The organism is Kribbella sp. DT2 (assembly GCF_049844575.1).
Taxonomy (GTDB): domain Bacteria; phylum Actinomycetota; class Actinomycetes; order Propionibacteriales; family Kribbellaceae; genus Kribbella.
This window is the reverse complement of record NZ_JBNCLH010000015.1, coordinates 1-20,964: the sequence shown is the minus strand read 5'-3', so window position 1 is coordinate 20,964 and position 20,964 is coordinate 1. Positions and strand designations below refer to the sequence as shown.

The following is a 20,964-nucleotide window of genomic DNA, read 5'->3' as shown; positions in this document are numbered from 1 at the left end:
CGGTCACGCGGTGCGGGTCGGCAGCCAGTGGGTCGTGCTGTTGACGGTGATCATCCGCTGCGTCGCACGCGTCAGTACGACGTACAGCGCGCGCACGCCGCCGAGGGTGTCGCTGACGATGCGGTCGGGCTCGACCACCACGACCGCGTCGTACTCGAGGCCCTTGGACTCCAGCGGGGTGAGGGTCGCGATCCGGGGATCGTTGAGCTCGGCAAGCACCGCGTCGACGGCCGGGCGCAGCTTCGGGGGCACGATCACGCCGACCGTGCCCTCGACCAGGCCGAGCAGCTCGGCGGCCGCGTCGGCCGAGGCCTCGGCGACCTTGCCGGCGTCGAAGATCCGGTGCTCCGGCCCGACCCCGGTCCGGCGGACGGCGTCCGGCAGGTCGGCGTCCGGGATCTGTTGCCGGATCACCTCACCGGCGAACGCGTAGATCTCGGCCGAGTTCCGGTAGTTGGTCGACAGCCGGAACGTGTGCCGCCGCAGGTGCGACAGCATCGTCTCCATCGCCGTGCGCGCCTCGTCCGGGTCGGGCCAGGAGCTCTGCGCCGGGTCGCCGACGATCGTCCAGCTCGCCTGCGGACCGCGCCGCGTCACCATCCGCCACTGCATCGGCGACAGGTCCTGCGCCTCGTCGACGAGCACGTGCGCGTACTCCTCGGGCTCGTCGGCCTCCGCCGCCGCGGCCGCGCGGGCCCGGCGCTCCGAGGTGGTGAGCACCTCGTTGACGCCGTCCGACAGGCCTTCGAGCCAGTCGAACTCCTCGTCCTTGCCCGCCTCGGGGACCGGTGCCCGGCCGAGCAGGTGGGTCAGCTCGTCGAGCAGCGCGACGTCGGCGACGGTGATCTCGTCGGTCCCGGCGATCCCGGCCGCGAGCGTCTCGATCTCGGCCGGCGTCAGGTCGTGCCGCGCCCAGCGGGTCAGCCGTCGCGCGTCACCGAGCCAGCGCAGCACGGTCTGCGGCGTCAGCACCGGCCACCAGGCCGCGAAGAAGCTCCGGTACGCCGGAAGGTCGGTCACCTGGTCGCCGAACGACTCGCGGTCGGCGTACACCCCGTTGCGCAGGTCCTCGGGGAAGCGGCTCCACAGCGCGGCCACGAGTCCCTTGCGTGCCTCGGCCGCGGCGCGGTTGCGCGGCGTACGGCGCAGGGCGTTGCGGCGTACGTTGTCCAGCTGGTTCGCGTCCAGCTCGACCGTGCCGCCGCCGACGAACACGCGCAGCGTCGTCGGCGCGGCCGGCACCCTGTCGCGCGCGGCGCGCGACAGCAGCGCCTGCATCCGCAGCGAGCCCTTGATCGCGGCCACGTCGGCCTCGTCGATCGCCGTCGCACGCACGCCGTCGACGAGCTCGCCGACCGCGCGCAGGGAGACCGTGTTCTCGCCGAGGCTCGGCAGCACGCGCTCGATGTAGGCCATGAAGGCGGACGACGGCCCGACCACGAGCACGCCGCCGCGCTCGAACCGGCGCCGGTCGGAGTACAGCAGGTACGCCGCGCGGTGCAGCGCGACGACGGTCTTGCCCGTCCCCGGACCGCCACCGATCACGGTGACGCCGCGGGCAGGGGCCCGGATCGCCTGGTCCTGCTCGGCCTGGATGGTCGCCACGATGTCGCGCATCGTGTGCCCGCGGGCCCGCGACAGCGACGCCATCAGCGCGCCCTCACCCATCACCGGCAGGTCCTCGGGCGCCCGCTCGGGACCGAGCAGGTCGTCCTCGATACCGATGATCTTGGCGCCCTTGTTGCGCAGCACCCGACGCCGTACGACGCCGAGGCGGTCGGTCGAGGTCGCGCGGTAGAACGGCTCGGCGGCCGGCGCCCGCCAGTCGATCACGAGCGGCTCGTACTCGGCGTCGCGGACGCCGATCCGGCCGACGTACAGGCTCTCCAGGTCGGCCGCGCGCTCCACTGGCGGTTGCTCGTCACCACCGTCGGAGTCGAGCCGGCCGAAGACCAGGCCCTCGTGCTCGGCGTCCAGCTCGGCGATCCGCCGGGCGGCCGCGAAGACCAGGACGTCACGCTCGTACAGGCCGGTCTGCTCCTCCTCGCGGACCCGGCCGACGTTCTGCGCCTGGGCGCGTTGATGACCCTCGACCGCGATCCGGGACGCGGACGCCGAAGCGGCCTCGACCCGGTCGTAGACCCGGTCGACGTGCTGCTGCTCGAACTCCAGCTCAGCCCTCTCGACCGACTCGGGATCGGGTGACGTGGGGGTTTGGTCCACCGGGGTCCTCTCTACTGCCGGGGCAGTTTCCCCCGACACGGAACACATGAACGATCAATCTTAGTGCGCCGCTGACGGCGACCCCAGGGGAGGTCTCCGGTTGACCGCTTACGCCTTGCCGACGGCGTCGGCGACGATCGCCGCACCGAGGGTCGTCGCCGGTACGCCGCCGCCCGGGTGGGCGCCCGCGCCCACGCAGTACAGGCCCTTGATCGGTGACACGTTGCCCGCGCGACGGGCTGCGGTCTTGTAGCCCTCCCAGGCCACACCGGTCCACCAGGAGGCTGACGTCTGGCGGCTGACGACCTTGTCGCGGATGTGCAGGCCTCGAGCGACCAGCAGGTCGACCACGTCGTCAGTGGGGTAGCCGTGGACCAGCACGGACCAGGCGGTGTGCCCAGCGGGCGCTGTACCGCCGGTACGGACCGTGACCGTCGGACTGCCGTGCAGCACGGTCTCGAACGGCAGCTCCGGCACCTGCCCCTGCAGGCCCAGGTGGACGACGTACGCCGCCTGCGCCTGGTGAGTGCGCTCGACCTGCTTGCGCACCTTCTTGGCGGCCGGGTCGCTGACCAGCTGGGTGTAGAGGACGCGCGGATCGATGTCGCTGACCACCACGTCGGCCGGCAGGTCGGTCCCGTCGGCCAGCCGGACTCCGGTGACCACGCCGTCCTTGGTGCTCACCGCAGCCACCTCGGCACCGGTCCGGACGTCGATCTTCCGCTCGACCGCCCGCTGCGCCAGCGCGTCGGCCACGGCGGCGAACCCACCCGCCACGGTCCAGCGCCCGAACGTGCGCTCCAGGTAGGACCAGACGCCGACGTACCCGGGAGTGAAGCGGGCCTCCGACCCGTGCTGCGTCGCGTAGTACCGCAGTACGGCGCGTGCCCGGTCGTCGTCCAGGTGGCGCTCGGCGACGCGGTCCAGGGACTGCCAGGGCTTCAGCCCACGGATGGCGGGCAGCGGCAGCCGGTCCATCAGCGGCGGCTCGAGCGACGTCTTGCGGAGGATCTGCCAGGTCTCGCCGTACGAGTCGACCAGTCCGGTCCAGGCCTGGGCGGTCTTCTCGCCGGACAGGTCGGTCCAGATCTCCTGCTGGGCCGCGCGGTCGCCGACCGGCAGGTCCAGCACCGAGCCGTCGCCGAACAGGTGCCGGCGCGGTGTGGTGACCGGGTCGAGCTGCACGAGGCTCTCGATCGGGCGGCCGGACTTGCGGAACAGGTCGCGCAGGGCGGCCGGCAGCGTCGTACTGGCGGCTCCTGCGTCCCAGCTGAAGCCGTCGGCCTCGACCCGGCCGAGGGCACCGCCGAGACGGTCCTCGGCTTCGCAGACGGTGACCTGGTGGCCCAGCTTGGCCAGACGAACAGCAGTGGCGAGACCGGCGAGGCCGGCCCCGATGACGATCACGCGGGACATCAGAGGGTGGTGCTCCCAGTCGCTGGATTGCTTCGGCTCGTCCGCCAGGCGCGGAACCTGACGAGGCCGCGCCGGATGGCGCGTAGTGCGAGGTAGACGCCGATCAGGCCGATCACCAGCAGCACGGCGGCGATGATCAGCGCGGCGGTCGGGTGGAAGGCCGCCAGCGAGACGACGCCGAGTACGGCGACGTCCTCGCCGGAGGAGGCGGCGACGTTGGTGACAGGTTCGGGGGAGGTGTTGATCGCCAGCCGCAGGCTCGACTTCACCAGGTGCGAGACGAGCGCGACGACGCCGCCGGTGGTGGCGATCACCGCCTGGTGCAGGGTGCTCGCCTCGCCGGCCATCAGGGCCGCGATGACCGCGCCGACCGTGGGCCGGATCAGCGTCGAGATGGTGTCCCAGGCGGAGTCGACGTACGGGATCTTGTCGGTGACGAACTCGACCAGGAACAGCGCGCCGGCCGCGATCAGCACGCCGTTGGAAGTCAGCGCGGCCGGGATGTCGTCGACGTCGGCGAAGCGGCCGAGCAGCCCGAGCACGAGCACGCAGGCGTAGGCGTTGATCCCGCTCGCCCAGCCCGACGTGAAGGCCAACGGCAGCGCTTCCATACTGTTGCTCCGAACTCGATCGCGGTCAGTAACGAACCCCGTGCCGCGAGTTTTAGTTAACCGTTGACATCCGCTCCGCCTCGACCCAGAGTGAACAGGTTGCCGGTCCGCGTGACCGCCACACACTCCAGATCAGGGAGAACGAACATGCGTCGTCGTCCGAAGATTCTCGCCGCCCTGGCCGCGTTGGCGCTGCCGATCGCCGCGATCGGCGTGTCGTCGAGCGGACCGCCGGCGGCCGCCTCCACACCGGCGCCCGGCCTGGCTGCCGCGTTCCAGTCCGCCGCGCAGCAGTACGGCGTACCGGAGCCGGTCCTGCTGGCCGTGTCGTACGCCGAGACCCGCTGGGACGACCACCAGGGCAAGTCGAGCACGTCGGGCGGCTACGGGCCGATGCACCTGACCGCTGCCGACCCCAGTGCGCTGGTGGAGCGCTCGGCCGGGCAGAAGCTCGCCAAGGGCGACTCGCTGCGCACCCTGTACGAGGCGTCCGACCTGACCGGGCTGGACCCGGTCGCACTGCGCAACGAGGCCGCGGCCAACGTGGCTGGTGGTGCTGCGGTGCTGGCGTCGTACCAGAAGGCACTGGGGCTGCCTGTCGGCGCCTCGACCTCGCCTGCCTCTTGGTACGGGGCTGTTGCTTCCTACTCCGGCTCCTCCGACCGAGTGGGCGCCGCCGGCTTCGCTGACGACGTCTACACGATCCTGGCGCGCGGTGCAGCCCGTACGACGAACGTCGGGCAGCAGGTGTCGATGCCGGCCGTCGCGGTGTCGCCCGCGCGGGACCAGCTGTCCCGGCTGAAGCTCGCTGCCGGGGCCAAGGACGCCGCCGGTGTCGAGTGCCCGGCCGGGTTGGCCTGCGAGTCGCTACCGGCGCCGTACGAGTCGACCGGTGCGACGCCGAGCGACTACGGCAACCATGACCTGGCCAACCGGCCGAAGACCGGCAAGATCGACTACATCGTCATCCACGACACCGAGGGCGGCTGGCAGGGCACGCTGAACCTGGTGCAGGACCCGACGTACGTGAGCTGGCAGTACACGATGCGCTCGTCGGACGGGCACACCTGGCAGCACGTGAAGGCCAAGGACGTCGCCTGGCACGCCGGCAACTGGTACGTGAACATGCACAGCATCGGCATCGAGCACGAGGGCTTCGCCGCGGAGGGCGCGACCTGGTACACCGAGGCGCTCTACCGGAACTCGGCGCGGCTGGTGAAGTACCTGGCCAAGAAGAACAACATCCCGCTGGACCGGGCGCACATCATCGGGCACGACCAGGTGCCGGGGACGATCCCGTCGACCGTCGCGGGGATGCACTGGGACCCGGGACCGTACTGGGACTGGGAGCACTACTTCGACCTGCTCGGAGCGCCGATCTACGGGCACAAGATCTTCCCGGTTCGCGCTGGTTCGATCGTGACCGTGAAGCCCGGGTTCGCCTCGAACGTGCAGGTCGTGACCGACTGCGTGACGGCCGGTACGGCGTGCGCGCCGCAGGGCACGAACTTCGTCTACCTGCGCCAGGCTCCGAACGACACGGCGCCGCTGGTCAAGGACCTCGGGCTGCGGCCGGGCTCGTCGGCCTCGACGACGCAGGTGTCGGACATCGGTGCGCGGGCGACCGCCGGCTCGCAGTACGTCGTGGCGCAGCGGTCGGGGGACTGGGTGGCCGTCTGGTACCTGGGCGCGCTGGCCTGGTTCAAGAGCCCGGCGTCCGCGCCTGACGCGTTCGCCAAGCCCGGGCTCGTGGTGAAGCCGAAGGCGGGCAAGGTCTCCGTGCCGGTCTACGGGCGCGCGTACCCGGAGGAGTCGGCGTACCCGGCGGGCATTCCGTACCAGGCGGTGACGCCGCTGCAGTACTCGATCGGCGCCGGCCAGGCCTACCCGGTCAGCGACCTGAACATCGAGACCGACTACTACCGGGCCACCACGTTCGACGGCCAACCGCCGACGGACCACGTGCAGGTGCTCGGCAAGGACCGCTACTACCAGATCTGGTTCGGCCACCGGATGGCGTACGTCCGGGCCGCCGACGTGGACCTGCGACCGGCGATCTGACCGGCTGACCCTGCGAGACTGGCTGTGTGACCGACCACGTGAGCGACGAATCCGTTCAGCAACTGCTGGACGGCTTCGTCGCGTCCACGTCGGCGTTGCCCGTGGAGGCGATCTGGGTCCACGGCTCGCTCGCGCTCGGCGACTTCGTCCCGTCCCGCAGCGACCTCGACCTGGTCTGCGTCGTCGCGGGCCAACCCGACCCCGCGACCATCAAGGCGATCCACCGGCCGTTGACCTCGTCGCTGGGCCGCCGGGTGCACTGCACCTACGTCCCCGTCGATGCCCTGGCCGACCCCGAGCTCCGCCACCCGACGTTCGCCCAAGGGCACTACCTCGCCCGGCCAGTCACCCCGGTGACCCGCCGCGAGCTTGCCCTCGGTGGTTCGGCGCTGCTCGGTCCACTGCCCTCATCGTTGCTCCCAGCAACCACCGACGAGGACCTGGCCGCCTTCATCCGCCGCGACCTGCTCACCTTCTGGCACCCGGTCACCGCGAAACGCACCCCCTGGCTCCGCGACACCTGGATCGACCTGGGGATGCTCACCCTCGCCCGCGCCGAAACCACCCTGCGCACGGGCGCCCTGATCACCAAGCAGGCCGCCCTCGCCCACCTCCGGGCGCTCGGTGCTCCCGGCGCAGTCGTCGCCGACATCCACAGCCGCCGCTACGGCGGCCCCGTCGACCGATCCCTCAGCTGGCGCCGTCACCGCGCCGAGCTCACCCGCAGCTACCTCCGCGCGAAGATCCCCGCCGTCGCCGCGCCGAGCTGACGCGCACCTTCCTCCGCGCGAAGATCCCCGCCGTCGCCGGCTAGTTGACGACGACCGGGGTGCCGTTGGTGAGGCGGAGCAGTTCGTCGTACGACGTGGGGAAGATCGAGTGCGGGATGCCGCCGGCGGCCCAGACCTCGGCGTACTGGTCGAGGGCGGTGTCGACCAGCGTGCGGACGGGCGCCGGGTGGCCGACCGGGGCGACGCCGCCGATGGACTGGCCGGTGTGCTGCTTGACGAACTCCGGCGTGGCCCGCTTGAGCTTGGTCAGGCCGAGCTCGGCGGCCAGCTTCGCGGTGTCGACGCGGTGCGCGCCCGAGGTGAGGATCAGGACCGGCGTACCGTCGCCGTCGAAGATCAGGCTGTTCGCGATCGCGCCGACCTCGCAACCGAGCTCCTGGGCTGCGGCAGCCGCTGTCGGGACGGCCTCGTCGAGGATCCGGATCTCACCGGTCGCGCCGGCCGCTGCCAACGCGTCCGCGACCTTTTGGACATTGGGATGAGTGCTCACGCTCGCGACCTTACTTCTCGTAGATCTTCAGCAGTCGCCGGTACGCCGCCGGGTTGCTCAGCAGGTCCGTGCTGTCGGAGATCTGGTCGATCGAACCGACCAGCGGCAGCGCGCGCAGGTGCTCGTCCTGCACCCGCGCCAGGCACGCTTCGACGAACCGCTCCGCGCCCAGCACCATCGCGGGCCGCTCGTGGAACGGCCTGGGCGCCGGATCCAATGCGTTGGTGATCCCCAACTTGTTGTGCCTGCGCGCGACCAGCTCGTACGCCGTGACGAGCGCCTGCTCACGATCCTCCTGCTCCTCGGCTTTGGTGGCTCGAGCCAGTACGTCGTCGAGTCCGTCCGCGTGCTCGAGCCGGGCGAACGCCGTACCGACCCACTTCGAGTACGGCGCGTACGCGCGCTCCATCAGCAGCGCCAGCCGCATCACGTCCCGCACGAGCCTGGCGGCGATCACCCGGGAGCCGATCTCGTCGCCCACCTCGTACGTGCGCTGCACGAACGGCTCCTCCTGCGCGATCCGCGACCACTGGCAGGCCAGCATCCACAGCCACACGTCGTCCGGATACCAGGCGAGCGCGTCCCGGACCGGCTGCAGGCGCCCGTCGTCGGCGTACACAGGTCCGGCGACCACGCCGAGGAGCTTCTGCTGCGGGGTGATCAGCCAGTTCGCCGTACTGAGGTCTTTCGTCGCGTCGAAGCCGAGCAGATCCACCAGCCAGTCGGACAGCGTGCTGACGGTGATGTGGTGGACAGGCTGCTGGGTGTCCCACCCGAACCGCACCGGGTGACCGCGGTACTCGTCCGGCAGGTTCCGCTCGACCAGTTCCTTGACGTGCTCGACCTCACCGGCGTCCACGAACACCTGCAGCCGCGGACCCCACCCGTGATCCATCGACCGGGCCGTGTCGTACCCGAGCACGTCGGATCCCCACCCCAGCAGCCCAACGGCACAAGGCGTCCCGTCGAGCAGCGGCCGCATGACGTCGGCGTAGAAGCCCTGACTCAGATCCCGTGCCGACGTGAAACTCATGGGCTCGACCTTAGGGTCGGGCCCGTCGAGGATCACCTGGTTTTCAGCTCGGCGGCCCCGAACGACACGTTGAACCGGTTGCACCAGATCGACACGCTGCGGAAGTCGGACAGCTCGACGGCGGCCGGGATCACGTAGTTCTGGCTGCCTTTGTTGCCCTTCAGTTGCCCAAGGCTCTTGGCCTTCCCGTCGTCGAAAACGTGCCAGCCGGCCTTGCCTTCCAGGACGGGCGCGTCGCTCAGCCAGACCTCGAGATCGGGGCCGTCGGAGGTCTCGAGGTTCTCCAGCCGAAGGATCCGTGCGCCGTCAGGCAGCCGCACGATCGACGCCGTTCCGGAGGTGTCGTGCTCATGACTGATCAGCTTTCCCTTGTGCAGCACCACGGGTGCGCTCGGTCGCTCGACAGAAATTGTCGGTGGTGCCTTGGAGGATGAAGGCATGAGAGACGGAGCAGTGGTCGGTACGGCGGTGGAGACCGCCGTCGGTGAGGCGCCGGGAAGCGCCTCGTCGACGACCGTGTCGGTGAAGACCCGCCACGGCTGGAAGAGCGGCAGCGCCACCGCGGCGACCACTGCTGCCCCGGCGACGACGACTGCCAGTGTGCGTTTCGGTGCCATCGGGTCGCTCGCTCTCGTGCGGTCTGGTGCCTTCGGAGGGGTGGCACCAGTCTGGCCGGACTCGGCCCGGCCCGGGGCGCGCCGGGGCTTACGTCCCGTTGACGTCTGTCGGCGGGCGAGGTTACGCTGTGAGTGTTCGAACAGATGTTCGATTGCCTCGGACCCGGGTTCGTCGGGAGTCCGGAGCGGGGCGATCGGCACAACTGCTCGGCTCCGGTGCGGAGTTGCGGCCGCATCGGTGACCGGCGGTCCCGGTGGGCCGGGCGCCGAGGTGGACCTCGACCCCCACCTGGCGCCCACCCACCGGGCCGCTACCCAGGGGAAGTTGGCGTACAGGAGGCGATGGAGCATGTGGGAGTTCGACGAAGCCGTTGAGGTCAGGTCCGGCGTCGTGGACGGCATCGAGTCTCCGGAGCAGTTCCTGTGGCGCGGCCGGCTCTGGATGGTCTGCGCGGTCCAGGCGCACTGGACCGAGACCGCCGCCTGGTGGGAGCGCGGCGTGATCGGCTCCGGCGTCGGTGCCACGGCGACCGCCGTCGCGGCCGGATCGTCCGCCGCCGTCGGTGTCCTGGATGCCGACTGGGGCCCGCGCCGCTCCGTCTACCGGGTGGAGGCCGGCTGCGGCCGGCACGCCCGCCGCGAGATGTTCGACCTGGCCCACGACCCTGACTCGGGCCGCTGGCAGCTGGAGCGGGTGACCGACCAATGACCCTGTCACGTCTGCTGCGCACCACGAGCCTTCGGCTCCCGCGAGAAGACCAGCCGCTCACGGACCCCGCGCAGGACCCCCGCGCCGAGTCCGGGCTCCAGCCCCTGATCTGTGGAAAGGGTGAATGACCGATGACCGTTTCACCGGTTTCCCCGGCCGCCGCCGGATCGGCGACCCGTGACCTGTCCCGCGCCCGCGCCGCCCTGGCCGAGGCCCGCGAGACGAGCGACCACCTGATCCGGTACTCGACCGCCCACGTCGCAGCCCTGCGCCTGGCCGCCGCGGTGCTCGCCGTCCGCGCCCGCCCGGTCCGTTCCGGCCCGCGCCGCCGGGTCCAGCGCAACGCCTGGGTCCTGCTCGCCGAGGTGGCGCCGGAGTTCGCCGAGTGGGCCAGCTTCTTCGCCGCCGGCGCCTCCCAGCGCGCCGCCGCCGAAGCCGGCCTCGAACGCGCCGTCTCCACCCGTGAGGCCGACGACCTGATCCGCGAGGTCGAGACCTTCTACGGCCTGGTGGAGGAGAGCCTGCACCTGACGACCCAGCAGACCCTGCCCGAGTACTCCGACCCCCAGTCGGTCCTGGCCCAGCCCTGGATGCAGGCCAGCTGACCCTCACACCTGGCTTGCGGCCGAGGCCCCCCGTTCCTCCCCGCAAGCCGGCCTGACCGGGCGGCCTCATCATCCGCCCACCCACTGAAGGACCCCGGCCCGCCAATCCACCGGGGTCCTTCAGTGCGTCCGAACGACTGCTTGCGACACGCCGCCGTACGACAGGCCGTACGGCGTCTCGCCCATCCGATGCCCAGCCCTGGATTGCCCGAGGACTTGCGCGGCCGACTCTCAGGGGCTGGCGCCCTCTCAGGCTCCGCCGCGGCGGAGCCTGGCGCACGGCCGAGTGCCGAGTCCAGCTCGACCAGGGCCGAAGCCGCCATGCCCTGCTGCTGAAGGGCTTCGACGACCGCGCCGGTGAACCGGTCCGGGCGGTTGCATGCGGCGTGCACGGCACGAACATCCACCCGTCCTTCGGCCAGCAGAGCGAGCCGGGGATGCAAGGTCGCGAACACGGAAGCGAACCCGCTGTCGCCGCGGCCCGTCCGGATTGGCCTTGTACACCTGCCGGGTTCCGTCCTCCGCGCGGACGGTGAGCCGAACCACGACGCCCGTACGACGCGCTTGCTGGAGGGCGTCGACCATCGGCTTGTACGGGTGCTGTTCGTCAGCGAGAACGGTGAGCCGGACAGTCGGCGGCTTCGGCGGCCGCGGCGCCCGGGCCGGATCCCAGCCGGCCAACGCGGGCTTTCCGGCTTCCATCTGGGCCAGCATCGCGTCGTAGTCACGCCTGGCACCGGCACCGGCAGCGGCAGCGGGACGAGGTCGTGGTCCGCCGCGTCGGCCATCTGCCGGAACGCGACGCTGCGGCCGGAAGCCCCGAGCACGGTTTCGAGCGTGGTCTTGCGCTTGCGCGCACCGGTCGCGGTGAGCAGGTCCGGCTGCCCGAGGCGACGGTAGACCGCCTCGAACAGTGTGTTCGCTGGGGCGTCGCCGGCCCGGTACGGCTGGGTGCCCTCCGCCAGGTAGTTGGCCGGCAGGGTCACCGGCCGGTGGTCGAGCGTCTCGACGCTGTCCTGCGCCGAGACCGGATTGACCACCGAGGTGGGGACGAACAGGCCCAGGCGGCCAGTCGACTCCCGTCGCGTCGGCGGCGTCGCGAGCCCGACGGGATCTTCGCCGGCAGCACCGACTCCTCGACCTCGACGAGGCCGGGCTCGCGAACTCGGCGCCAGCCACAGCGACGTACACGATCGGCACCACCACACCGATCATCCGGAAGTCACGCTCGACGCGCGTGGTGCCGAGCCAACCCCTCGCTGATGCGGGCACTCATATCGGAGCGGCCGCGGTCGTGGTCGCGCCGACGCCGGCGCCGACGCCGATCGATCGGCCGATCCCGTCGGCGCCCGCGCCGCCCGCCGTACCGCCGCCCGCCGTGCCGCCGCCCGCCGTGCCGCCGTGCCGCCGTACGACATCGTCGCGGAGGCGTTGCGGCTGCGCTCGCGCAACGCCCACTGCTGGACGAGGTTCCACGCGTCCTCGCGCTGATCGGCCGGGTCACCGCCCTCGACGGTGACCGGTCCGTCGAAGGCGAACCGGACGCGCACGCGAAGGTTCCACCGCATCCCGGAACTCTCGATCGGGTACTCGCGGACCAGACCGCCCGGGTCGAGCATGCTCTCCAGGTGCCCCCGGCCGCGGCGGCCGGCGAAGTCGCCGTTGAGGCCGCTGGCGAGCACCGGGTTGTCCAGCGCCGCCCGATCGTGGCGCTCGATCGCGGCGTACACCTCGTGGAGCAGATCGGCTCGTTCCCTCCACGTCCTGCAGCGAGGTCCGGTCCACGACCGCCGCGCCCATCGTGGCCCGGTAGTGACGTGGCAGCTCGACCTCGACCCGCTGCCGGGTGATGTCCTCGGCCTTGGCCAGTACGTCGGCAAGGGTGCCGTCCGGTTCCGGCGGCAGACCGGCCACGGACCGGAGCTTGCGTCCGGTGTGCGGGACGAGACTCGCGCCGGCCGGGGGGCCGGGCGACGACGTGAAGCCGGTGCGTGGGGGAGGGGGGAGCGGGAAGTAGGGTGTGGAGCGCAGGTGAAAGTGGTACGCCGGTGCTTGGGTGGCCGGGTGTGGTCCGGTGTGTTGGGCTTGGTTGGAGGGGTGTCTGATGGTCGACCGACGTCGGCGTACGTTGCGGACGGCGCTGGTGGCCGAGGCGCTGCGCGTAGCGCTGGCCGGGCGGACCAGGACCGATCCGACCGCTGGGCTCGACATCGTCGACCTCGGTGGCGGCACCGGCGGATTCGCCGTACCGCTGGCTGTCGAGGGCCACCGCGTGACTGTCGTCGACCCGAGCCCGGACGCACTGGCCTCGCTGGAACGGCGCGCATCCGACGAGGGCGTCAGCGAGCTCATCCACGGCATCCAAGGCGATGCCGCGGAACTGCCCCAGGTCGCAGGCAAGGCGACCGCCGACGCAGTCCTCTGCCACGGCGTACTGGAGGTCGTCGACGACCCGGTCCAGGCCCTGCAAGCGATGGCATCAGTACTACGAGACGGCGGCGTCCTCAGCCTGTTGGTTGCCCAGCGCAACGCGGTCGTCCTGGCGCGAGCCCTCGCCGGACACCTCACCGAAGCCCGCACCGCCCTCCAGGACCCCGACGGCCGCTGGGGCCCCGCCGACCCGATGCCGCGCCGCTTCGACGAGGCCGCCATCGTCGCCCAACTCGCCGAAGCCGGCTTCATGGTCCACACGGTCCACGGCGTCCGCACCTTCACCGACCTGGTCCCCGCCGCCATCGTCGACTCCGAAGCCGGCGCCGCCGAAGCCCTCGCCGACCTAGAACGAGCCGCCAGTCAACACCCGGCCTTCCGCGCTTTGTCCCCCCAACTCCACATCCTCGCCACCCGCTAAGCCCTAGCCGGTCACCAACCCCGTCGATCAACCGGGTTCGGCCGGTGTTCCTCCCTGCGGGCCAACCTGCTGACCAAGCCGGCCCGGCCGGTGGTCTACCTGCAGGCCAACTGGTCGACTAATCCGGTCTTGCCAGTGGCCCTCCGCCGACCAACTCCGTCGGCCTACCGACCACCCTGGGGTGGGCCAATGGCCGTCCCCACGGGCCAACGCGTCCACCACCCTGGTTACGGCCGACGGCCTGCCCGCGGGCCAGCGCGCTGATCAGCACGGTCCGGCCGGTAGCCCTCCCCACCGACCAGTTCCGTCGGCCAGCCGATCACCTGGGGTCGGTCAATGGCCCTCCCCACGAGCCAGTTCGTCGACCAGCCTGGGTTCGGCGGTGGCCCTCCCCGCCGACCAACCCCGTCGGCCTGCCGACCACCTTGGGTTCGGCTGATGGCCGTCTCCGCGGGCCAGCGCGCCAATCAACCGGGTTCGGCCGATGGTCTACCGCGTGGGCCTGCGCGTCGAGCAACCCGTCCGGCCGGTGGCCCTCCCCGCCGGCCGGCCGGCTACCCCATCGCCAACCCGGAGTCGGTCAGTGGCCCTCCCCATGGGCCAACCCGCCGACCAGCCCGGTCCTGCCGGTAAGTCCACCCGTGGGCCTGCGCGTTGATCAACGCGTCCGGTCCGTGGCCCTCCGCGTCGACCAACCCGGCGGCCAGCACCCTGCCGCCAACCCGGAGTCGGTCAGTGGCCCTCCCCGTGGGCCAACCCGCCGGCCAGCCCGGTCCTGCCAGTAGTCCACCCGTGGGCCTGCGCGTTGATCAACGCGTCCGGCCCGTGGCCCTCCGCGTCGACCAACCCGGCGGCCAGCACCCCGCCGCCAACCCGGAGTCGGTCAGTGGCCCGCCCTGCGGGCCAGTCCGTTGAGCACTCGGGGTCGGTCGCTGGCCTGCCCCGTGGGCTAGCTCGCCGATCGCCACGGTCCGGACGGTGGTCCACCCCCGCCGATCAACCCGGTCCAACTCGCCGACCAAGCCGGTCCCGCCGGGGCCCTCAACGCGGGCCGATCCGCTGACCATCCCGGTCGCAGCCCGGTCGGGCCAGTCACCCTCGCCGCGGGCTAGCCCGTCGACCGCCCGGTGGTCCACCTGCGGGCTAGTTCGTCGATCAATCCGGTCCGGCCGGTGGCCTCCCCGCCGACCAACTCGCCGACCACCCGGTCGGCCGGTCGTCCGCCCCTCCGACCATCCGCCGCCTCGGCGGCCGGTACGACGAGATAACGCACAGGTGAAGTGGTCATGGATCCTCCTGCAAGAACAGCTCTTCCTGCCGCGACTGCTTCCGTTACTCACCACTGGCCCGTTGTACGGCGTCAGTCGTCGAACAAGAGAGCAGTCAATCGGGTTCGGCCAGTGCCCCCGGTGGGGTTAGCTCGTCGACCAACCGGGTCCGCCGGCTGGTCCACCTGCGGGCCAGTCGTCGATCAATCCGGTCCGGCCGGTGGGCCTCCCCGCCGACCAACTCGCCGACCACCCGGTCGACCGGTCGTCCACCCCTCCGACCAACGGGGTTCGGCCAGTGCCCTCCCACGAGGCAACCCATCTATCAGCTCGGCCCGGTAGGCGGGCCTGGCCGTCCGCGCGGTCGACCCGGAGGCCGTCGTGGCTCGGCTGCTTGGCCGAGTGGGCGGGCGCCGCGCGACATCCGCGAGCCTGAATGGGCGCACGCTTCCCTTATGGGCTGATCCGGCCGGGCAGGCGCGGGGCATGACGGAGCCGGCCTGCTCGATGACGGTCGTGCTGGGCCGGTGCGCGTTCGGAGAGCGGCGTTGCCGACGGCGCGCGCATTGCCGACTGGTACGGCGTGCTGCAACCGCATGCACCGCATGCACGCGTGCACCGCGTGCACCGCATGCACCGCATGAACGCGTGCCCGCCGTGCACCGCATGCACGGCGTGAACGCGTGCCCGCCGTGCACCGCATGCACCGCGTGAACGCGTGCCCGCGTGCCCCACCTGCGATGAACGGGTAGCTGGCCGGATGCGTGCCACTCGCCGACCGGGCGTCAGTTGGTGGGCCGCGCGAGAGGAAGCCTGAGGAGACGTCGTGCTGGTGCTGGTGCTGGTGCATATGCGCGTGCGGGAGTGGTGGCCGGAGGAGGCGCCGTGTGGTGAGCGGTGCGGGAGCGGTGGCAACTGTGGTGGTGGTAGGGCGTGTGGCTCGAACGGATGCGTGCTAGCGGTGGGGGATGGCCGGGTGTGCACCACTCACCAACCGCCGGCTGTGGGGGAGGTGGCCGGAGGAGCGGGTTGGTGAGTGGTGCAGGGGCGGGTGGGTGGCTAGTCGGTTACCTGGATGGCTCGGGCCGGGCAGAGGGCGGCGGCTTCGTGGACGTCGGGGGAGAGGGACTCGGGTGGGGTCTCGGTGAGGAGGACGACGATGCCGTCGTCGTCTCGTTGGTCGAAGACTTCCGAGTTGGTGAGGACGCACTGGCCGGAGGCGATGCAGAGGTCCTGGTCGACGGTGACCTTCATGGCTTTTCCTTAGCTACCAGGTGACAGGGAGGGAGTACACGCCGTAGATCTGGGCGTCGTGCTTGAAGTCGACCTCGGCCAGGTCGACGGCCCGGCGCAGGGTGGGGATGCGGCGGTAGAGGGTGCTGTAGACGACCTGGAGCTCCATCCGCGCCAGGGGCTGGCCGAGGCACTGGTGGACGCCGAAGCCGAAGGCGACGTGCCGGCGGGCGTCGCGTTCGACGTCCAGGACGTCGGGGTCGTCGAAGGCCTCGGGGTCGCGGTTGGCGACGTCGTTGGGGAAGATCAGGCCGTCGCCGGCGCGGATCTGCCGGCCGGCGTACTCGAAGTCCTCGGTGGCGACCCGGCGGCGGCCGCGGTGGGTGATGTTGAGGTACCGCAGCAGTTCCTCGACGGCCCGGGCGACGACCTTCGGGTCGTCGGTGTCACGCAGTACGGCGAACTGCTCGGGGTGCTCCATCAGCGCGAGGGTGCCGAGGGCAATCATGTTCGCGGTGGTCTCGTGCCCGGCGACGAGCAGCAGAATCCCGGTGCCGGCCGCCTCGCGCCGCGTCAGTTCGCCACTGCGCACACGCTCGGCGAGCTCGGTCAGTACGTCGTCGGCCGGCTCCGCGAGCTTCCGCCCGATCAGGTCGTCGAGGTAGTCGCTCAGCTGGTCGGCGGCCGCCTTGCGCTCGGCCGGCGGCGTCTCCAGCCGGATCAGCATCCGGCTGGTCTCCTGGAAGAAGTCGTGGTCGTCGTACGGGACGCCTAGCAGCTGGCAGATCACCAGGGACGGCACCGGCAGAGCGAGAGCCTCGACCAGATTCGCGGGCTTCGGGCCGGCCAGCATCTCGTCGATCAGATTGTCAACAATCTGCTGGACGCCGGGTTGCATCGCGCGGACGCGTTTGATCATGAACGGCGCGGTCACCATCCGCCGTAGCCGCGCGTGCTCGGGATCGTCCATCAGGATGAACGCGAAGCTGTCCCGTTCCTGCGGCGCGGTCGGGATGCTGACCGGGTACCCGGCGCGGGTGCTGTCGGCGCTGACCCGGGCATCGGCGAGCAGCGCCCGCTGGTCGGCGAACCGGGTCACCAGCCACGGCGTGCTGCCGTCCCAGATCTCCACCTTCGCCAGCCGTTCGTCGGCCTGAAGCGACTTGAGCTCCGGAGGTGGGTCGAACGGGCAACCAGTTGCCTTAGGCATCGGGTACGCCGGGTGCGTGGTCTGCTCGAGCGTCATCGATCTCCTCACGAGGTCTTGAAGGTCACCAGGTCACCGGCAGGGCGTGGACGCCGTAGACGATGGCGTCGTGCTTGAAGGTGATCTGGTCCAGGGGTACGGCGGCGCGAAGGGTGGGGATCCGGCGGTAGAGGGTGCTGTAGACGACCCGAAGCTCCATCCGGGCCAAGGGCTGACCCAGGCACTGGTGGATGCCGAAGCCGAACCCGACGTGGCGTTTGGCGTCCCGGCGGACGTCCAGGCGGTCGGGGTCGGGGAAGACCTCCGGGTCGCGGTTCGCGATGTCGTTGGGGAAGATCAGCCCGTCGCCGGCCTTGATCGTCTGGCCGGCGATCTCGATGTCGGACAGCGCCACGCGGGTCAGGCCCCGGTGGGTGATGTTGAGGTAGCGCAGCAGTTCCTCGACGGCGCTGTTCACGACGGCCGGGTCGTCGGAGTCGCGGAGGGTGGCGAGCTGGTCGGGGTGCTCGAGCAGGACAAGGGTGCCTAGGGCAATCATGTTGGCGGTGGTCTCGTGGCCCGCGACCAGGAGCAGTACGCCGATGCCGGCGGCCTCCTCGCGGGTCAGTTCGCCGGCTTTCACCCGCGCGGCCAGGTCGGTCAGGACGTCGTCGCCCGGCTCGGTCAGCTTTCGGCCGACCAGGTTGTCCAGGTACGACGTCAGCCGCTCGCGCGCCGCCATCCGTTCCTCGAGCGGGGTCTCGATCCGGATCAGCGCCTTGCTGTTGACCTGGAAGAAGTCGTGGTCGTCGTACGGGACGCCGAGCAGCTGGCAGATCACCAGCGACGGCACCGGGAGGGCGAACGCCTCGACCAGGTCGGCCGGTTGCGGGCCGGCGAGCAGTTGGTCGATCAGATTGTCAACAATCTGCTGGACGCCGGGTTCCATCGCGCGGACGCGCTTGATCATGAACGGCGCGGTCACCATCCGCCGCAGGCGCGAGTGCTCCGGATCGTCCATCGAGATGAACCCGACCGGGCTGCCGGTCCTGGGGGTGTTCGGTTGCAGGATCGGGTAGCCGTCCTTGGTGCGGTCGGCGCTGACCCGGTCGTCGGCGAGCAGTGTGCGCTGGTGGGCGAAGTGCGTGACCAGCCACGAGGTGCTGCCGTCCCACAGCTTCACTTTGGACAGTGGTTCCGCGGCCTGCAGGGTCTTCAGCTCCGGTGGTGGGTCGAACGGGCAACCGGTGGCCTTGGGCATCGGGTACTGCGGCTGCGAACCTTCGTCGAGCTGTACGGCGTCGAGCTGCATCGGGTTCCCTTCGGGTGGACGTTCAGGGCGACCGTTCGGAAGGCGGTTGGGAGGGCGGTCGTTGATCGGTAGTGGTTGGGGGCATCGGCGGGGTTGGGAGGGGCTGCGTTCAGCGGTGGAGGTTAGGAGGGATGCGTTCGGCGGCGGTGGTTGGGAGGCAGTGCGTTCAGCGGTGGGGTTGGGAGGGGGCGTTCAGCGGCGGGGGTTAGGGGCGCTGGTTCTAGGGCGCCAGTTCGGGGTGCCGGATCCGCTGCCGGTTGGAACGTGGTGGTTGCCGGCGCCGGTCCGGAGGCGCGGGCAGTTGCAGCCCCCGCGCCGTGGCCAGGCGAGCAGCTCGGGGCAGCCGCCGGACGCGTCGCGGCTGCCGGGTTCACGGAGACACAGGCGCCTGCCAGATGCCGACGATCGCGTCGACCAGGCCGGTGGCCAGGTCCGGCCAGTTCTGCCGCGGCATCGGCGTACCGGCGGCCAGGCCGCGTTCGAAGTCGGCGCACATCTGGACGACGAGCCGGCTTGTCATGTCGCCGCGTTCCAGGCGCACGGGGAGCGGAAGGTCGGACAGTACGTCGGCCAGCTCGTCGAGGATCTTCAGCGCGGTGGGGGAGGACAGCGTGATGTCGGCGGCGGTCTCGCGCAGGGCCGGGTCGGTGAGGAGCTGCGCCTTGAAGCGTGCGTACCAGGTCGGGTTGCCGAGTTCGGCGAGGTGGTCGGTGGAGGAGTGGACCAGGCAGCCGACCCAGGCGCGGATGTCGGCACGGTCGTCGATGCCGGCGACCATCTGTTCGCGCAGCTCGTCGATGCGGACCGCGTGCCGGTTGATGATCGCCCGGACCAGATCGGTCTTGGTGCCGAAGTGGTAGCCGACGGCGGTGTTGTTGCCCTGGCCGGCCGCTTCGCAGACCTGCCGGCTGGAGACCGCGGCGACGCCGTACTCGGCGAAGAGCCGCTCGGCGGTCACCAGGATCAGTTCGCGGGTCGCGTGGGAACGGTTGGTCCGGGACTGGAGATCACTGTTGGTCATGGATCGGTACCTCCGTGTACAGCTTTGTCCGCCGGACGGGTTTAAGTCAAGCGCCTGACTTAAATCGATGGTTTGAATGGCGCGCGGAGCAGCGGCGGACGTGAGGTTCGGAGTACGGCGTACGAGAGCTTCCGAAGGCGGGGGCCGGAGGCTTCGGAAAGGTCATGAGCAAGGGCTTCGGGGGGTGGTGAAACGGAGCGGTTGCCGTACCGTGACGCGCGGGACAGGCGGTCAGGGTTTCGTGGACCGCACCGGCGGCCTAGACTGGACTCGGCCTATCGAGATCGCGCTCACCATGGAGGGATCGACGGTGCCCCTCTCGGAAGAAGAGCAGCGCCAGTTCGAGCAGCTCGAACGTGCCCTCGCTGCGGAAGACCCGAAGTTCGTCTCCGCCATGCGAGGAACCAATGTGCGCTTGTACTACAAGCGCCGGGCAGTGCTTGCCGGCGTTGGATTCGTGCTGGGCATCGTGATTCTGATGGCCGGCGCGATCATCCCCAACACCATCATCGGCGTCATCGGTTTCGTGGTGATGGTGGCCTGTCTGTACGTCGCGGCGCTGAGCATGAAGCGGATCAGCAACACCGCCGACGGTGAGGACATGCCGCCGCCCCCGCCGCCGACGAGCAAGAAGCACCGGACCAGGCACGACTCGTCCGGCAGCTTCATGGAGCGGATGGAAGACCGCTGGCGACGACGGCGCGACGAGGACCTCTGAGCCTGCGCTGACCGACACTGCGACCACACCCGCGCCGCGCGCCGGGTGTGGTTCTGGTTTGCCCGTCGATACATCACTCCCGGTCACTGTGGGTACCGGAGGACCGCACGCGTTCAGGGCGGTCGCCAGGTCGCCACGGTCGTCGTTGGGAGTCGAGCATGAGCATCGGAGTCGGGATCTTCCTGATCGCCATCGGGGCGATCCTTGCCTTCGGGATCCGGGACAACGACGCCGGGGCGGTCGACCTGACGGTCGTCGGGGTGGTGATCATGCTGGCCGGCGCGGCGGGGATCTGGTTGTCGTACAAGATCACCAACGACCGGCGCCGGGTGCCGACGGATGCGATCGACCCGGCGGTGGAGGAGCAGTACCGCACGGTCGAGGCGAGCGAGCACGAGCAGCACCACACGCGGATCGAGCACCGTCCTGAGGGGCGTACGGCGAAGCCCGCGAAGGCGCCGGCCGTGAAGCCGGCGGCCGCGAAGCCGCCGAAGGGGCAGCCGACGAGGACGCAGCCGATCACGCCGCAGCCGGTCGAGTCGGAGGTCGGCGAGCACTTCGATCCGGTGCAGGCGGTCGAGAAGCCCCGCGCCGCTGAGCCGCCGGCTGCCCAGCCGCCCGCCGCGGAGCCGCCGGCTGGTGATCGCACCATTGAGCTGGATCCGACGGCGAGCGGGCTGCCCGAGCAGCCGCGGCGGCGTACGAGCTAGCACCCCCACAAGCAGAACCCCCGGACCATGAACTGAACTGCTCCCCAGAAGTTGGACTGAGAAATTCAGTTCCGACTCCTGGGGAGCTTTCGTATGGATCGACGTAGTT

Annotated in this window: 19 protein-coding genes; 7 read left to right on the top strand and 12 right to left on the bottom strand. The window is 70.7% G+C overall.

Annotation, left to right across the window (positions count from 1 at the left end):
* Positions 1 to 3: 3 nt before the first annotated feature.
* From ACLQ2O_RS39545 to ACLQ2O_RS39535, 3 genes are all read right to left on the bottom strand, one after another.
* Complete coding sequence (locus ACLQ2O_RS39545; RefSeq protein WP_425842626.1) at positions 4 to 2,223, bottom strand: HelD family protein; 2,220 nt, start codon at positions 2,221 to 2,223, stop codon at positions 4 to 6.
* A 108-nt stretch (positions 2,224 to 2,331) separates the two neighbouring features.
* On the bottom strand, positions 2,332 to 3,639 hold the full coding sequence (locus ACLQ2O_RS39540) for a phytoene desaturase family protein (protein ID WP_425842625.1): 1,308 nt from the start codon (positions 3,637 to 3,639) through the stop codon (positions 2,332 to 2,334).
* The gene (locus ACLQ2O_RS39535) at positions 3,639 to 4,250 is read right to left on the bottom strand and encodes a DUF4126 domain-containing protein (protein ID WP_425842624.1); all 612 of its coding nucleotides are present in this window, start codon (positions 4,248 to 4,250) and stop codon (positions 3,639 to 3,641) included. The genes ACLQ2O_RS39540 and ACLQ2O_RS39535 overlap by 1 nt, the downstream gene beginning before the upstream one ends.
* A 147-nt stretch (positions 4,251 to 4,397) precedes the next feature.
* Here ACLQ2O_RS39535 and ACLQ2O_RS39530 point away from each other — a divergent pair, with 147 nt between their 5' ends.
* Together ACLQ2O_RS39530 and ACLQ2O_RS39525 are read left to right on the top strand one after the other, a co-directional pair.
* Positions 4,398 to 6,311 carry an N-acetylmuramoyl-L-alanine amidase gene (locus ACLQ2O_RS39530; protein ID WP_425842623.1) on the top strand — a complete coding sequence of 638 codons (1,914 nt, stop codon included), beginning with the start codon at positions 4,398 to 4,400 and terminating at the stop codon, positions 6,309 to 6,311.
* A gap of 26 nt (positions 6,312 to 6,337) precedes the next feature.
* Positions 6,338 to 7,081 (top strand): nucleotidyltransferase domain-containing protein, encoded by a 744-nt coding sequence (locus tag ACLQ2O_RS39525; protein ID WP_425842622.1) that lies wholly within the window; start codon positions 6,338 to 6,340, stop codon positions 7,079 to 7,081.
* Between the two features lie 40 nt (positions 7,082 to 7,121).
* Here the strand turns inward: ACLQ2O_RS39525 and ACLQ2O_RS39520 are convergent, their stop codons facing one another.
* The 3 genes from ACLQ2O_RS39520 to ACLQ2O_RS39510 are packed head-to-tail and all read right to left on the bottom strand — an operon-like array spanning position 7,122 to position 9,242.
* On the bottom strand, positions 7,122 to 7,592 hold the full coding sequence (locus tag ACLQ2O_RS39520) for a YbaK/EbsC family protein (RefSeq protein ID WP_425842621.1): 471 nt from the start codon (positions 7,590 to 7,592) through the stop codon (positions 7,122 to 7,124).
* A gap of 10 nt (positions 7,593 to 7,602) precedes the next feature.
* Positions 7,603 to 8,625, bottom strand: a complete 1,023-nt coding sequence (locus ACLQ2O_RS39515; RefSeq protein ID WP_425842620.1) for a DUF4037 domain-containing protein — start codon at positions 8,623 to 8,625, stop codon at positions 7,603 to 7,605.
* Between the two features lie 32 nt (positions 8,626 to 8,657).
* Entirely contained in the window at positions 8,658 to 9,242 is a 585-nt protein-coding gene (locus ACLQ2O_RS39510; RefSeq protein WP_425842619.1) for a DM13 domain-containing protein, read from the bottom strand.
* Between the two features lie 349 nt (positions 9,243 to 9,591).
* Between ACLQ2O_RS39510 and ACLQ2O_RS39505 the strand changes: the two genes are divergently transcribed.
* A complete protein-coding gene (locus tag ACLQ2O_RS39505; protein ID WP_344169467.1) occupies positions 9,592 to 9,951 on the top strand; it encodes a DUF6504 family protein in 360 nt (119 codons plus the stop codon).
* Between the two features lie 131 nt (positions 9,952 to 10,082).
* On the top strand, positions 10,083 to 10,556 hold the full coding sequence (locus ACLQ2O_RS39500) for an SAV_6107 family HEPN domain-containing protein (RefSeq protein ID WP_425842618.1): 474 nt from the start codon (positions 10,083 to 10,085) through the stop codon (positions 10,554 to 10,556).
* A gap of 1,211 nt (positions 10,557 to 11,767) precedes the next feature.
* Here ACLQ2O_RS39500 and ACLQ2O_RS39495 read toward each other — a convergent pair.
* The gene (locus tag ACLQ2O_RS39495; RefSeq protein ID WP_425842617.1) at positions 11,768 to 12,286 is read right to left on the bottom strand and encodes a hypothetical protein; all 519 of its coding nucleotides are present in this window, start codon (positions 12,284 to 12,286) and stop codon (positions 11,768 to 11,770) included.
* A 374-nt stretch (positions 12,287 to 12,660) separates the two neighbouring features.
* On the opposite strand from ACLQ2O_RS39495, the gene ACLQ2O_RS39490 reads away from it, so the two are divergent.
* Positions 12,661 to 13,407, top strand: coding sequence for a class I SAM-dependent methyltransferase (locus ACLQ2O_RS39490; protein WP_425842616.1), 747 nt, complete (start codon positions 12,661 to 12,663; stop codon positions 13,405 to 13,407).
* Positions 13,408 to 14,515: 1,108 nt separating this feature from the next.
* Here ACLQ2O_RS39490 and ACLQ2O_RS39485 read toward each other — a convergent pair.
* The 5 genes from ACLQ2O_RS39485 to ACLQ2O_RS39465 all read right to left on the bottom strand — a co-directional run bounded on the left by ACLQ2O_RS39485 (position 14,516) and on the right by ACLQ2O_RS39465 (position 19,427).
* Complete coding sequence (locus ACLQ2O_RS39485; RefSeq protein WP_425842615.1) at positions 14,516 to 14,695, bottom strand: hypothetical protein; 180 nt, start codon at positions 14,693 to 14,695, stop codon at positions 14,516 to 14,518.
* 1,039 nt (positions 14,696 to 15,734) lie between these two features.
* Complete coding sequence (locus ACLQ2O_RS39480) at positions 15,735 to 15,929, bottom strand: ferredoxin (protein WP_425842614.1); 195 nt, start codon at positions 15,927 to 15,929, stop codon at positions 15,735 to 15,737.
* Between the two features lie 13 nt (positions 15,930 to 15,942).
* Positions 15,943 to 17,154 carry a cytochrome P450 gene (locus ACLQ2O_RS39475; RefSeq protein WP_425842613.1) on the bottom strand — a complete coding sequence of 404 codons (1,212 nt, stop codon included), beginning with the start codon at positions 17,152 to 17,154 and terminating at the stop codon, positions 15,943 to 15,945.
* Between the two features lie 25 nt (positions 17,155 to 17,179).
* Positions 17,180 to 18,406 carry a cytochrome P450 gene (locus tag ACLQ2O_RS39470; RefSeq protein ID WP_425842612.1) on the bottom strand — a complete coding sequence of 409 codons (1,227 nt, stop codon included), beginning with the start codon at positions 18,404 to 18,406 and terminating at the stop codon, positions 17,180 to 17,182.
* A 370-nt stretch (positions 18,407 to 18,776) separates the two neighbouring features.
* Positions 18,777 to 19,427, bottom strand: a complete 651-nt coding sequence (locus ACLQ2O_RS39465) for a TetR/AcrR family transcriptional regulator (RefSeq protein ID WP_425842611.1) — start codon at positions 19,425 to 19,427, stop codon at positions 18,777 to 18,779.
* Between the two features lie 241 nt (positions 19,428 to 19,668).
* Here ACLQ2O_RS39465 and ACLQ2O_RS39460 point away from each other — a divergent pair, with 241 nt between their 5' ends.
* Both ACLQ2O_RS39460 and ACLQ2O_RS39455 read left to right on the top strand, forming a co-directional pair.
* The gene (locus ACLQ2O_RS39460; protein ID WP_425842610.1) at positions 19,669 to 20,145 is read left to right on the top strand and encodes a DUF3040 domain-containing protein; all 477 of its coding nucleotides are present in this window, start codon (positions 19,669 to 19,671) and stop codon (positions 20,143 to 20,145) included.
* Between the two features lie 158 nt (positions 20,146 to 20,303).
* Entirely contained in the window at positions 20,304 to 20,855 is a 552-nt protein-coding gene (locus ACLQ2O_RS39455) for a DUF6458 family protein (protein ID WP_425842609.1), read from the top strand.
* The last annotated feature ends 109 nt before the right edge of the window (positions 20,856 to 20,964 follow it).

Coding starts and splice junctions, on each gene's coding strand:
- ACLQ2O_RS39515 (WP_425842620.1), bottom strand. CDS start 8,625: ATGAGTTTCACGTCGGCACGGGATCTGAGTCAGGGCTTCTACGCCGAC.
- ACLQ2O_RS39500 (WP_425842618.1), top strand. CDS start 10,083: ATGACCGTTTCACCGGTTTCCCCGGCCGCCGCCGGATCGGCGACCCGT.
- ACLQ2O_RS39465 (WP_425842611.1), bottom strand. CDS start 19,427: ATGACCAACAGTGATCTCCAGTCCCGGACCAACCGTTCCCACGCGACC.
- ACLQ2O_RS39540 (WP_425842625.1), bottom strand. CDS start 3,639: ATGTCCCGCGTGATCGTCATCGGGGCCGGCCTCGCCGGTCTCGCCACT.
- ACLQ2O_RS39490 (WP_425842616.1), top strand. CDS start 12,661: ATGGTCGACCGACGTCGGCGTACGTTGCGGACGGCGCTGGTGGCCGAG.
- ACLQ2O_RS39475 (WP_425842613.1), bottom strand. CDS start 17,154: ATGACGCTCGAGCAGACCACGCACCCGGCGTACCCGATGCCTAAGGCA.
- ACLQ2O_RS39455 (WP_425842609.1), top strand. CDS start 20,304: ATGAGCATCGGAGTCGGGATCTTCCTGATCGCCATCGGGGCGATCCTT.
- ACLQ2O_RS39485 (WP_425842615.1), bottom strand. CDS start 14,695: ATGACCACTTCACCTGTGCGTTATCTCGTCGTACCGGCCGCCGAGGCG.
- ACLQ2O_RS39510 (WP_425842619.1), bottom strand. CDS start 9,242: ATGGCACCGAAACGCACACTGGCAGTCGTCGTCGCCGGGGCAGCAGTG.
- ACLQ2O_RS39480 (WP_425842614.1), bottom strand. CDS start 15,929: ATGAAGGTCACCGTCGACCAGGACCTCTGCATCGCCTCCGGCCAGTGC.
- ACLQ2O_RS39505 (WP_344169467.1), top strand. CDS start 9,592: ATGTGGGAGTTCGACGAAGCCGTTGAGGTCAGGTCCGGCGTCGTGGAC.
- ACLQ2O_RS39530 (WP_425842623.1), top strand. CDS start 4,398: ATGCGTCGTCGTCCGAAGATTCTCGCCGCCCTGGCCGCGTTGGCGCTG.
- ACLQ2O_RS39535 (WP_425842624.1), bottom strand. CDS start 4,250: ATGGAAGCGCTGCCGTTGGCCTTCACGTCGGGCTGGGCGAGCGGGATC.
- ACLQ2O_RS39470 (WP_425842612.1), bottom strand. CDS start 18,406: ATGCAGCTCGACGCCGTACAGCTCGACGAAGGTTCGCAGCCGCAGTAC.